General features: G+C 57.8%; 13 protein-coding genes and 1 pseudogene. 6 read left to right on the forward strand and 8 right to left on the reverse strand.

What is annotated here, in order from left to right:
- The first annotated feature begins 5 nt into the window (after positions 1 to 5).
- Positions 6 to 227, forward strand: coding sequence for a hypothetical protein (locus HNP33_RS15300; protein ID WP_184749474.1), 222 nt, complete (start codon positions 6 to 8; stop codon positions 225 to 227).
- Between the two features lie 8 nt (positions 228 to 235).
- The gene (locus tag HNP33_RS15305; RefSeq protein ID WP_184709859.1) at positions 236 to 415 is read left to right on the forward strand and encodes a helix-turn-helix transcriptional regulator; all 180 of its coding nucleotides are present in this window, start codon (positions 236 to 238) and stop codon (positions 413 to 415) included.
- A 457-nt stretch (positions 416 to 872) separates the two neighbouring features.
- On the opposite strand, the gene HNP33_RS15310 is transcribed toward HNP33_RS15305, so the two are convergent.
- The 5 genes from HNP33_RS15310 to guaB form a co-directional block, all read right to left on the reverse strand.
- Complete coding sequence (locus tag HNP33_RS15310; protein ID WP_184709986.1) at positions 873 to 2,054, reverse strand: tyrosine-type recombinase/integrase; 1,182 nt, start codon at positions 2,052 to 2,054, stop codon at positions 873 to 875.
- A 359-nt stretch (positions 2,055 to 2,413) separates the two neighbouring features.
- Positions 2,414 to 4,030 carry a glutamine-hydrolyzing GMP synthase gene (guaA, locus tag HNP33_RS15315; RefSeq protein ID WP_184709857.1) on the reverse strand — a complete coding sequence of 539 codons (1,617 nt, stop codon included), beginning with the start codon at positions 4,028 to 4,030 and terminating at the stop codon, positions 2,414 to 2,416.
- 32 nt (positions 4,031 to 4,062) lie between these two features.
- On the reverse strand, positions 4,063 to 4,503 hold the full coding sequence (locus tag HNP33_RS15320; protein ID WP_184709855.1) for a type II toxin-antitoxin system VapC family toxin: 441 nt from the start codon (positions 4,501 to 4,503) through the stop codon (positions 4,063 to 4,065).
- The gene (locus tag HNP33_RS15325; protein ID WP_184709853.1) at positions 4,500 to 4,760 is read right to left on the reverse strand and encodes a type II toxin-antitoxin system Phd/YefM family antitoxin; all 261 of its coding nucleotides are present in this window, start codon (positions 4,758 to 4,760) and stop codon (positions 4,500 to 4,502) included. Before HNP33_RS15325 ends, HNP33_RS15320 begins: the two co-directional genes overlap by 4 nt.
- A 93-nt stretch (positions 4,761 to 4,853) precedes the next feature.
- On the reverse strand, positions 4,854 to 6,329 hold the full coding sequence (guaB, locus tag HNP33_RS15330) for an IMP dehydrogenase (protein WP_184709851.1): 1,476 nt from the start codon (positions 6,327 to 6,329) through the stop codon (positions 4,854 to 4,856).
- A gap of 141 nt (positions 6,330 to 6,470) precedes the next feature.
- On the opposite strand from guaB, the gene HNP33_RS15335 reads away from it, so the two are divergent.
- Complete coding sequence (locus tag HNP33_RS15335; protein WP_184709849.1) at positions 6,471 to 7,019, forward strand: DUF4124 domain-containing protein; 549 nt, start codon at positions 6,471 to 6,473, stop codon at positions 7,017 to 7,019.
- Positions 7,020 to 7,088: 69 nt separating this feature from the next.
- On the opposite strand, the gene HNP33_RS15340 is transcribed toward HNP33_RS15335, so the two are convergent.
- Together HNP33_RS15340 and HNP33_RS15345 are read right to left on the reverse strand one after the other, a co-directional pair.
- Positions 7,089 to 7,433 carry an RnfH family protein gene (locus HNP33_RS15340; RefSeq protein ID WP_184709847.1) on the reverse strand — a complete coding sequence of 115 codons (345 nt, stop codon included), beginning with the start codon at positions 7,431 to 7,433 and terminating at the stop codon, positions 7,089 to 7,091.
- Positions 7,426 to 7,866 (reverse strand): type II toxin-antitoxin system RatA family toxin, encoded by a 441-nt coding sequence (locus HNP33_RS15345; protein WP_184709844.1) that lies wholly within the window; start codon positions 7,864 to 7,866, stop codon positions 7,426 to 7,428. Before HNP33_RS15345 ends, HNP33_RS15340 begins: the two co-directional genes overlap by 8 nt.
- Before the next feature lie 134 nt (positions 7,867 to 8,000).
- Here HNP33_RS15345 and smpB point away from each other — a divergent pair, with 134 nt between their 5' ends.
- From smpB to HNP33_RS15360, 3 genes and pseudogenes are all read left to right on the forward strand, one after another.
- Positions 8,001 to 8,474 (forward strand): SsrA-binding protein SmpB, encoded by a 474-nt coding sequence (gene smpB, locus HNP33_RS15350; RefSeq protein WP_184709842.1) that lies wholly within the window; start codon positions 8,001 to 8,003, stop codon positions 8,472 to 8,474.
- Positions 8,475 to 8,580: 106 nt separating this feature from the next.
- Positions 8,581 to 8,979, forward strand: a complete 399-nt coding sequence (locus tag HNP33_RS15355; protein WP_184709840.1) for an ATP-binding protein — start codon at positions 8,581 to 8,583, stop codon at positions 8,977 to 8,979.
- Positions 8,980 to 9,267: 288 nt separating this feature from the next.
- Positions 9,268 to 9,600 (forward strand): annotated as a pseudogene (locus HNP33_RS15360) (LexA family protein); the annotation flags it as partial.
- A gap of 304 nt (positions 9,601 to 9,904) precedes the next feature.
- Here HNP33_RS15360 and HNP33_RS15365 read toward each other — a convergent pair.
- The gene (locus HNP33_RS15365; protein ID WP_184709838.1) at positions 9,905 to 10,525 is read right to left on the reverse strand and encodes an Ig-like domain-containing protein; all 621 of its coding nucleotides are present in this window, start codon (positions 10,523 to 10,525) and stop codon (positions 9,905 to 9,907) included.
- Positions 10,526 to 10,891: the final 366 nt, after the last annotated feature.

Consider the following 10,891-nt stretch of genomic DNA (forward strand, 5'->3'; position numbering starts at 1 on the left):
CAGTAATGGATGACAACGCAAGCATGTCTCTTGCGGAGATAACAGTTCGGCGCGATGCGGCAAAAAAGGATCTGGAGCACTGGCAGTGGATCCTGGACAAAAAGGGTTGCGAGAACTGCATTCACTGGAATGGCCACGGCTGCAAGGCGTCCAACGGCGCAGTGCCGCCGCCCGAGGTTCAAAAGGCCGGCTGCCCGGCCTGGCGCTACGACTTGATTCCCTTTTGAGGTGATGTATGGAACAACAAAAAATCCGAGAAATGCTCTCGCCCAAGGAAATGATGCAGCGGTTCAAGGTGTGTCGCCGCACCCTGGACAACATGGAGAAGACCGGCAAGATTCCGAAGCGCGTGCACCTGTCACAGCGCACAGTGCGGTGGTGGCGTGATGAGGTGGAAACGCATGCTGCAGCTTAGCCGCCTCGACGCATGGCTAACCGCTCAGGTCTTCCAGAAGATGGTTGACCTGAGCCAGTTGCGTCCCGCGTGGTGGGGGCGGCAAGCTGCAACGGTTCTGCTTGCTGTGGGGATCGTGTTAGCGGTGAATACGGGATACTCGCCTCTGTCAGTGATCTGCGTCCTGTGCATGGCGATTGCGCTGCTTGCTACCTACATCGAGCCACTCTACGCAAGCCTAGAAGAAAGCCGTTGGGCAAGGTACGTCGCGCTTTTTGATGCGGCCATAACCACGTCCGCCCTGCTCCCCACCCAGGCGGTGGAGCAGCCCGACCTACTTGCCATCTGGTTAGTGGCCTCGGTGTGCTTCACTTCCTACTTATACTTTCCGACCTGTCGCCCGCCTCGCCCAAGGCAGCCCCGTCAGAAAACGGTGATAAGGCATGCTACTTAATCAAAGGGGCCAACCGGCCCCTTTTTATTTCACCCAGCCGTCAACCATATCCGCCCACTCTTGCAGCATTTTCCTGCGCTGCTCGGAATATTCCGCCTTGTTGTAGACGGCCCGCACGCCCTTCTGCTCGTGCGCAAGGCACTTTTCAATCCAGTCTGAGGCGTACCCTGCTTCATGCAACAGCGTGCTGGCCGTGCGCCGCAAGTCGTGCGGGCCGCAGTCCGGCATGTCAATACCGTCCTCTCGCGCCTTCAACACCGCGCCCGTGATAACCCGATTGAGGGTAGCCGCGCTCATGGCCTTGTCCGACTCGTACCGGTTTGGCAGCACGTATGACGATGAGCCACCGAACGTTTTTAGCGCGATCATCATGTCCATGGCCTGGCGTGACAGGTAGACAACGTGAGGCCGGGCCATCTTCATGCGCTCCTTGGGGATCGTCCACGTTTGCGCGTCGAAATCCACCTCGTCCCATGTGGCCAGTGCTAATTCACTTTTACGAACCATGGTCAGCAGCAGCAGCTTGACCGCCACCCGGAATTGCAAGCCGGTACCAACCCGCTCCATGTAGGTGTAGAGATGTTTGATGTGGGCAGGTTGCAGCATCCGGTCGCGGGGCACAAACACGGCAATACTGCTCGGCTTCACCTTGTCGGCAGGATTGGCGACCCCCTCTAGCCCCCGCTCTATCGCGTGCCGGAAGATCATCATCACAATGTCGCGGGCCTGCACCGCCACTGCTGGCGCACCGCGTGCAACGATCTCGTCCGTCAAGCGGCGCAACGCGTGATGGTCTATCTCACGCATCAGCTTGTTGTGGAACTTGGGCTTGAGGTCGCGCTCGTAGATTGATCGCTTCATGGCCCGGGTGGAGTCCGCCATTCTGTGCTTGTCCATCCACTCCTCGGCCCAGCTCGAAAACGTTCTCTCGCCCTCAACGGCGGCCAGCGCCGCGCGCGCCGGTGATACGCCGGTGTTACGAAGCCGCTTTGCCTCATCGAGCTTCTGCCTGGCCTCTGCCAGCGTGAGGCCACCAACCCCGTACTGCCCGAAGTTGATTGTTTCCTGGCGGCCGTTCACGCGGTAGTTGTAGGCGAATGTGCGTGCGCCCTTGGGCGACACCCGGACATACAACCCGTCACGATCCGCCACCTTGAACACTTTGCCCGTCGGCTTGATGTTTTTGAGAATGGTATCTGTAAGCATTGCAACCTGTTGAAGTAGAAATGGTTTTTCTTCACCCGCAGATTGATTGATGGCATGTTGAAGCAAGTTCAGCAAAAATTGACCATCATCCATCGGTGCCATCAAACGAGCCTGCGGGCCTTACCGGCGGTGGCTTTTTACGTTTTCTGCTTGCGCCTGGCGCAACATAAACGGGATCACAAACACCGATTTGGCAGGTCGATTCTAGCGACACCATCAAATTTGCCAACAATCAATTCTTGCTTCAACATTCTTTTAGATTGCGATTCTTTCCTAATTTTTCTCATGGAAAAAGCGATAAATCAATGACTTATCGCTTTAAATTTTCTTTAACTTCGCTCAATATTCTTTATCAGAATTTATTCCCACTCAATGGTGGCCGGTGGCTTGCTCGATACGTCGTAGGTAACGCGGTTGATGCCGCGCACCTCGTTGATGATGCGGTTGGACACGCGCTTGAGCAGGCCGTAAGGCAGCTCGGCCCAGTCGGCGGTCATGAAATCGCTGGTCTGTACGGCGCGCAGCGCCACCACGTAGTCGTAGGTGCGGCCATCGCCCATCACGCCCACGCTCTTGACAGGCAGGAAGACGGTGAAGGCCTGGCTGGTCAGGTCGTACCAGCTCTTGCCGCTTTTCTCGTCGATCCAGTTGTTCAGCTCTTCAATAAAGATCGCGTCGGCGCGGCGCAGCAGATCGGCGTATTCCTTCTTCACTTCACCCAGGATGCGCACACCCAGGCCCGGGCCAGGGAACGGGTGGCGATACACCATGCCACGGGGCAGGCCCAGGGCCACACCCAGCTCACGCACTTCGTCCTTGAACAGATCGCGCAGCGGCTCCAGCAGCTTCAGGCCCAACTGCTCAGGCAGGCCACCTACGTTGTGGTGGCTCTTGATGGTGACGGCCTTCTTGCTCTTGGCGCCGCCTGATTCGATCACATCGGGGTAGATCGTGCCCTGCGCCAGGAAAGTGGCTCCCTTGCTGCCAGCCGTGGCAGCCTTGAGCTTGGCGGCCTCGGACTTGAACACATCCACGAAAAGACGGCCGATGATCTTGCGTTTTTGCTCGGGATCGGTCACGCCAGCCAGCTCGCCCAGGAACAGCTCGGACGCATCGACCCGCACCACCTTGGCGTGCAGTTTACCCTCGAACATGTCCATGACCATATCGCCTTCGTTCAGACGCAGCAGGCCGTGGTCGACGAACACACAGGTCAGCTGGTCGCCAATGGCGCGGTGAATCAACGCAGCAGCCACGGAAGAATCGACGCCACCGGACAGGCCCAGGATCACCTCTTCATCACCGACCTGCTCGCGGATCTTGGCCACGGCTTCTTCGATGTAGTCGCCCATGATCCAGTCAGCCTGGGTGCCGCAGATATCGAGCACGAAACGGTTGAGCAGTGCCTGGCCTTGCACCGTGTGCGTGACTTCGGGGTGGAACTGCACGGCGTAGTAGCGGCGCGCCTCGTCAGCCATGCCCGCAATGGGGCAGGACGGCGTGGAGGCCATGATCTTGAAGCCTGGCGGCAGCTCGGTGACTTTGTCACCGTGGCTCATCCAGACCTTGAGCATGCCGTGGCCTTCGGGCGTTGTGAAATCTTCAATGCCCTTGAGCAGTTCGGTGTGGCCGTGGGCTCGCACTTCTGCGTAGCCAAATTCGCGGCTGTTGGAGCCCTCGACCTTGCCACCCAGTTGGGTCGCCATGGTCTGCATGCCGTAGCAGATGCCCAGCACAGGCAGGCCCAGCTCGAACACCGCGTCAGGGGCGCGGTCGTCCACTTCGTAGACGCTGGCGTGGCTACCTGACAGGATCACGCCCCGGAGCTTGCCATCGGCGGCAAATTCGCGCACCCATTCGCTGCTCACGTCGCAGGGATGGACTTCGCAATACACATGGGCCTCCCGCACGCGGCGTGCGATCAACTGGGTGACCTGGGAGCCAAAATCGAGAATGAGGATCTTGTCGTGTTGCATGGTGTTCAAGGGCAAGAGTGGGAAGGAAGGTGTCAGAAATCTTCAGGGGCCAGCAGTGCAATGCCGCGCTTTTTTGCAGCAGCCTGCTGGGCTTGGTCAAAAGTGGCCAGCGGCAGGCGCAGCGACTGCGCCAGCCACAGATAGGCCGCATCGTAGACAGGCAGGCCGGTGTCCAGCGCCACATCGAGCACCGCCTTGTGCTGTGCGGGGGCCAGATCGTGCAGCTCCACACGGTGGCGTATGGCCTCCAACACACTCCACAGGCCTTCGACGCTGGCAGTGGGAATGCGGCCATTGTTCACGCCCGATGCGATCAGGTTTCCGCATTCCCATTGCCAGAGATTGGGAGCCTGCGGATCGACTTCATCGCGGCGGATGCGGGTGTAGAGACGCTGGGTGTGCGGGCTGGCATTGTCGGGCAGCAACCAGGCGGCGGTGACGGTGGCGTCCAGAATGAAGGCCGTTGCACTCATGCCTGGCTCCTGCCTGTCTGGCGTAGATTCACTACGGAATTCATAGTATCTGGCGTACGCACCGTTTGCTGCAATGCCTGAATCTGCTGCAGTTCCCGGGCAATCTGCTCATCGGTGATCACCGGCTTGCGGCGTACCGGCAGCATGCGCACGACTTCCTTGCCATGGCGCGTGATGCGCACTTCCTCGCCCTGCTCCACCGCCTCGATCAGGGCGGAAAAGCGGGTCTTGGCTTCGTAGATACCGACAGATTGCATGGGCTGAAAATAAAAAATCTGGCCTGAAATTGAATTCAGACCAGATTTTATCACAAAGACCAGAATTTGAAATTCTGATCAGAACACTGCCGATCAGTCAGCCCGGTAGTTCGGTGCTTCCTTGGTGATCTGCACATCATGCACGTGCGATTCGCGGATACCGGCAGCAGTGATTTCCACAAACTCGGCCTTGTTGTTCATCTCTTCGATGGTGTTGCAGCCGCAGTAACCCATGGCCGCACGCACGCCACCCGCCATCTGGTAGACGATGGAGACCATCGAGCCCTTGTAGGGCACGCGGCCTTCGATACCCTCTGGCACCAGCTTGTCCGCATTGGGGTTGCCCGTGGAGGATTCCTGGAAGTAACGGTCTGCCGAGCCCTGCTGCATGGCACCAATGGAGCCCATGCCGCGGTAGCTCTTGTACGAGCGGCCCTGGAACAGAATGACTTCACCCGGTGCCTCTTCGGTACCGGCGAACATGCCGCCCATCATCACCGACGACGCGCCAGCGGCCAGCGCCTTGGCAATGTCTCCCGAGAAGCGGATGCCGCCATCGGCGATCAGCGGCACACCCGTGCCTGCCAAAGCCTTGGCCACGCTGTCGATGGCCATGATCTGCGGCACACCCACACCAGCCACGATACGTGTCGTGCAAATCGAGCCTGGGCCGATACCGACCTTGACCGCATCGGCACCTGCCTCTGCCAGCGCCAGCGCAGCCGCGCCAGTGGCGATGTTGCCGCCCACCACATCGATATGCGGATAGTTCTGCTTGACCCAGCGCACGCGGTCGATCACGCCCTTGCTGTGGCCGTGGGCCGTATCCACGATGATGGCATCGACACCGGCCCTGGCCAGCAACTCAACCCGCTCTTCGGTACCGGCGCCTACGCCGACGGCAGCGCCTACGCGCAGCGAACCTGCGCGGTCTCGCGCCGCATTCGGGAAGGTGGTTTGCTTGGTGATGTCCTTGACGGTAATCAAGCCCTTGAGCTCGAATGCGTCATTGACGACCAGAATGCGTTCGAGCTTGTGCTTGTTGAGCAAGGCCTTGGCCGCTGCAGGCGTCGTGTCATCTTTTTCATTGACGGTGATCAAGCGCTCGCGCGGCGTCATGATGTCGCGCACCTTGACGTCGTAGCGGGTTTCAAAGCGCAGATCGCGGCTGGTCACAATGCCAACCACCTTGCCGCCATCGCATACCGGAAAACCCGATATACCCAGGTTTTCCGACAGTTCCAGCACCTGAAGCACGGTGTGCTCTGGCGTGATCACGACAGGATCGTGCACCACGCCGGACTCGTGGCGCTTGACCTTGGATACTTCGGCGGCCTGCTGTTCGGCCGTCATGTTCTTGTGAACGATCCCGATACCGCCTTCCTGGGCGATGGCAATCGCCAGGCGCGCTTCTGTCACCGTATCCATGGCAGCAGACACCAGGGGCAGGTTCAGCGTGATATTGCGGGAGAATTTAGTCGAGAGAGAGGTGTCCTTGGGCAGGACTTGGGAGTATGCGGGCACCAGCAACACATCGTCGAAGGTGAGCGCTTTTCCGATCAGGCGCATTGTGAAAGCTCCAAAAAAAGGATTCTACCGTCTTTTGTAAATGGTCTGCAGAGCGCGGAATTTTCTGCCGGACGACATACGGTGTTTTGTTCAACCAACAACTTGCTGCGCTATTTATAGATGGCGCGCTACACTCCTTCCATGAAATTAATCAAGCTGCTTCTCATCTGCGTGGCCATGGGCGCAGGTGCGTCTGCCATGGCCCAATGGCAGTGGATCGACAAGGATGGCCGCAAGGTCTTCAGCGACCGACCACCAGGGCTGGATGTGCCTGATAAAAACATTCTCAAGCGCCCCAAGGGCTATGGCGGTGTTCCCGGTGCCAAGACATCGGGTACCGGCCCTGCCCTGCGCGACGTTGCCGCACCAGAGGAAGGAGAAGCTCCCGCCGAAGGAGCCGCTCAGGCAGCCAAGCCAACTGCCAAGGTCGCCAGTGGCAAGGACAAGGAACTCGAAGCCAAGAAGGCTGCCGAAGACAAAGCCAAGGCAGATGCCGACAAGGCCGCCAAGGAAAAGCAGGCGGCCGCCAAGGCCGATAACTGCAAACGCGCCCAGCAGGCCAAGGCCATGTACGACACCGGCAAGGCGATACGCGCGCCCAACGAAAAGGGCGAAATGGTGTTCCAGAATGCTGAACAGCGCGCCGCCGAGATCAAGCGCACTGACGAGGCGATTTTCAATAACTGCTAAGCCGGGTTCGCCCTCTCCAGCAAAAAGCCACGCAATGCGTGGCTTTTTCATGCACGAATGCGGCCGGTGTCAGGCACCATAGCCCTGCTTGGATTGCGGCCTGCGCCGCGCAAACAGGCCAGCCCGCCGTGCGCCCTGCTTGGCAAAACGCTCGCGGCGTGCCTTCTTGGGATCCACCTTGAGCGGTTGGTACAGCTCCACCCGATCCCCTTCGGCCAGCACGGTGTCACGCGCCTGCAATTTGCCCCAGATACCGGCATCCTGCTCTGCCCCCAGCACCTGACCGGTACGCTCAGCAGCAGCGGCCAAGGCGTCGGCCACGGTGGCCCCCGCCCGCAACTCCAGCACAAGTAAGTGCGCCTGCCCGTCGCGCGCCCACACCACCTCGACCTCGATGAAGGCAGATTCAGCCATAGATCTTCTCGGCGCGCTGGATGAAGGCATCCATCATCGTTGCGGCAATCTTGTCAAAAATGGGGCCCACCACAGCAGCGAGCGTCACGCTGTCAAAACCGTAGCTCAGATTCAACTCCACCTTGCAGGCGCGCTGGCTTCCATCGCCCACGGGCAAAAAGCGCCAGTCGCCCTGCAGATGCGAGAATGGGCCTTTGACCAGTTGCATCTGCAAGCGCCTGCCGGGCTCATAGGTATTGCGGGTGATGAAGGACTTCTTGATGCCTGCGAGCGCAATACCCACTTCGGCGGTCGCGCCGTCTGCATGCTGCTCAAGCACGCGGGCATGGTCGCACCAAGGCAAAAAATCTGGGTAGCGGGGCACATCGGCCACCAGGTCAAACATTTCCTGGGGGCTGTACCAGATCAGAACGGACTTATTGACAGTTTTCATGCAAACGCTGCGGGCAGGCTGCATGCAAAGATGCAGTCCTGAACATTCAAGGAAAATCACAGATTGGGCAAAAACGGCTGCACCAACAGCCTTACAGGCCTTGGAAACCTCGTTTTACCCCTAACATTGCAATTATGTCGAAGACGAACAACACCAACAGCCGCATAGCCGATAACAAGAAGGCGGCATTCAACTATTTCTTTGAAGAGCGCTTTGAAGCAGGCATGGTGCTGCACGGCTGGGAAGTGAAGGCCCTGCGCGAAGGCAAGGCCCAGCTGACTGATGGCTACGTCCTGATCAAGAACGGCGAGCTGTTCCTGCTGGGCTGCCAGATCAACCCCCTCAAGACCGCATCGACCCACGTCAACCCGGATTCAGCACGCATCAAGAAGCTGCTGATGAAAAAGGACGAAATTCGCCGCCTGATCGGCAAGGTCGAGCAAAAGGGCTACACCCTGGTGCCCATCAACCTGCACTGGAAGAATGGCCTGGCCAAATGCGATATCGCACTGGCCAAGGGCAAGGCCGAGCACGACAAACGCGACGTGATCAAGGAACGCGAGAGCAAACGCGAGGTGGAGCGCGCCATGAAGGTACATACGCGCTAGGACTAGCCCAGGGAAGCGGCCCCCATATCGGGCATCTGTCCCACAAGCGCCGCCCCCAGCCCTTGGTTACAGTGGCGAAGTCTCTCGACCACCAAGGAGCCTACCCATGTTCTCCCGCATTTCGGTTCTGGCCGTTCCCCTGTCCGCCCTGCTGTTGGCGGCCTGCAGCTCTACCGGCAGCATGCACGGCAGCGCCAGCACGCCCGTCAAGGCGACAGACGGCAGCCTGGTTGGCCCCAATGGCCACACGCTCTATACCTTCAGCAAGGATGCCGTGGGCAGCGGAAGCTCCGCCTGCTATGGCCAATGCGCCACCAACTGGCCCCCGCTGCCGGTGGCCGAATCGGCCAAGCCGATTGGCGATTTCAACATCATCATCCGCGACGACAACAGCCGCCAGTGGGCTTACAAAGGCCAGCCACTGTATTACTTCGTCAAGGACGGAAAGCCAGGCGACAAGACTGGCGACGGTGTAGGCGGCGCCTGGAAGATTGCACGCCCCTGACAGCCACCGCCGCGCGCCACCTGCAAAAAAGCCGCACGATGTGCGGATTTTTTTCATTAAAAATCAATAGATTAAAGAAAAACAATTTTTCATGCCCCCATAGATGCCCTCATAAAAAATAGAGAGCAAAGGAAACCAACACGCAGAATTTTGCGTGTTCACAAGCCACCACTTGCCCGCATATACTGCATTTATGTACAGTAAAACAACTAAAGCCAGGGCACCAGTGCCGGTGATGGCCTCCCCGCTATCGCTCATCTTCACCAATAGCGCACCCCCTGCCCTGCATCAGAGATTGGCGGCAAGTATTTCGACTTGTCCAAGCTACTGGTTGAACACGAGGACGCGACTTTCCTCATGCGCGTAGCCAGGCCGTCGATGATCAACTATGGCATTGATGATGGCGACTTGATCGTCGTGGATCGCGCGAAAATCCCGCACAGCGGCAATATCGTTGTGGCCGTCGTGGATGGCGAGTACACCGTCAAGGCGCTCTACCAGACAAACGACGAGCTGATGCTCAAAGCTGGCAACCCAGACTATCCAAACATCGTGCCGCGCCAAGGCCAGATTCTGGAAATTTGGGGCGTGGTTACCAGCTGCATCAAGCGTTTTAGTTGAGGCCCAGGGGTACGGTATGCAACGCGATGATCCCAAGAAATTTATCCTGTACACCTGGCTCAAATGAAATGAAGGTCTTGCAGATGCGGATCTGGTCCCGAGCGCGGACACCGCTGTGCCCCACGCGACTAAGATTGACACCCTGGCTGCAGCTTTCCACACAATGGACTCCTAGTTATCTATTGCCGTGACTCCTACGGGCTGACAGCACAAACGAAAAAAAGAGCCTCCCAGGCGCCGCATATGGCACCAGGGAGGCTCTTTTTTCGAGCGGTGATGGAAGTTGCTGCTCCGGGAGCAGGCGTTAGCCCCGCCGCCTAGAGAATCCCATCAGACCTGCCAATGCAATAGCCGGAGAAAGGCCTAACAGCCCCCAAATACCTAGGGTTGGTACTGGAGTAGGCCCAGCAGGTGGTACGACTGCCTCCGGCGTTAATGTCACTGTAGCGATGGCGCATAAGCCCTGTGCGTTGCAAGCCTGGTACTGAAATGTCACAGGAGCGGTAAAGCTGCTTGTCGGTGTGAACTGGATCTGGCTTCCCGAGTATGTCAAAGTTCCGACTGTTGCATCTGATAAGACCAATGGATATGTATTATCTAGAGTAACGCCTGCTTCATCATTTGTTAGGACATCGATCAAGGATGGTTGTGTCCTAGATACCAATTGAGAGTCGTTAGAAAGAACGGGCGGCACCAACAAAGCTCTTGGATCAATGCGCAAGCGAAATAATGAATTCTCCGAACCTGAAAACACCGCACCGGGAGTCAGATATGTTCCACTACGCTCAACTAAAATACTACTGACAGGCCCTCGAATAATTAATGCGTCCAAATTGAAAAACATACCAGATGCGACAGCTGCTGGATCCCAAGTGTAGGTAACTGAGGACTGGCCGACACCACCGGCAGTTTGCTGATATTTCAAATATGAACTTCCACTAACAGACTCGAACACTGCTCCGCCAACAAGCGTCAATGTGATTGTGCTACTTTGAAGGGCATCGGTAATTGCTGGCCTATATCGATAATTAAACCCAGTCCTACCGGCCGCAACAGAACCTTGCCCAGACTCCGGACCAAAGGAGAGAAGAGTCGGATCAAATATCAGCCGAGTAACAACAGAATGTGATGCTGGAGTTGACGGCGTCGTAGAATTTATTTGAACTATAGACTGAAAGGATGAATTACTATTTCCCGAGGCTTTGTTGCATAAATCGGTTTGAGACTGAGTCTCCCCAAACCCCAGACGTAGTTATGCCACGGCCACCGTTTGGGGCGTGCCCAGCTCGGT

It is taken from the genome of Comamonas odontotermitis (genome assembly GCF_014207855.1).
Classification (GTDB): Bacteria; Pseudomonadota; Gammaproteobacteria; order Burkholderiales; family Burkholderiaceae_C; genus Comamonas; species Comamonas odontotermitis_A.

Bases quoted from the DNA above. Each gene is read 5' to 3' on its own strand.
- guaB (WP_184709851.1), bottom strand. From the start codon at position 6,329: ATGCGCCTGATCGGAAAAGCGCTCACCTTCGACGATGTGTTGCTGGTG.
- HNP33_RS15305 (WP_184709859.1), top strand. From the start codon at position 236: ATGGAACAACAAAAAATCCGAGAAATGCTCTCGCCCAAGGAAATGATG.
- smpB (WP_184709842.1), top strand. From the start codon at position 8,001: ATGTCGAAGACGAACAACACCAACAGCCGCATAGCCGATAACAAGAAG.
- HNP33_RS15320 (WP_184709855.1), bottom strand. From the start codon at position 4,503: ATGAGTGCAACGGCCTTCATTCTGGACGCCACCGTCACCGCCGCCTGG.
- HNP33_RS15355 (WP_184709840.1), top strand. From the start codon at position 8,581: ATGTTCTCCCGCATTTCGGTTCTGGCCGTTCCCCTGTCCGCCCTGCTG.
- HNP33_RS15340 (WP_184709847.1), bottom strand. From the start codon at position 7,433: ATGGCTGAATCTGCCTTCATCGAGGTCGAGGTGGTGTGGGCGCGCGAC.
- guaA (WP_184709857.1), bottom strand. From the start codon at position 4,030: ATGCAACACGACAAGATCCTCATTCTCGATTTTGGCTCCCAGGTCACC.
- HNP33_RS15335 (WP_184709849.1), top strand. From the start codon at position 6,471: ATGAAATTAATCAAGCTGCTTCTCATCTGCGTGGCCATGGGCGCAGGT.
- HNP33_RS15310 (WP_184709986.1), bottom strand. From the start codon at position 2,054: ATGCTTACAGATACCATTCTCAAAAACATCAAGCCGACGGGCAAAGTG.
- HNP33_RS15300 (WP_184749474.1), top strand. From the start codon at position 6: ATGGATGACAACGCAAGCATGTCTCTTGCGGAGATAACAGTTCGGCGC.
- HNP33_RS15345 (WP_184709844.1), bottom strand. From the start codon at position 7,866: ATGAAAACTGTCAATAAGTCCGTTCTGATCTGGTACAGCCCCCAGGAA.
- HNP33_RS15325 (WP_184709853.1), bottom strand. From the start codon at position 4,760: ATGCAATCTGTCGGTATCTACGAAGCCAAGACCCGCTTTTCCGCCCTG.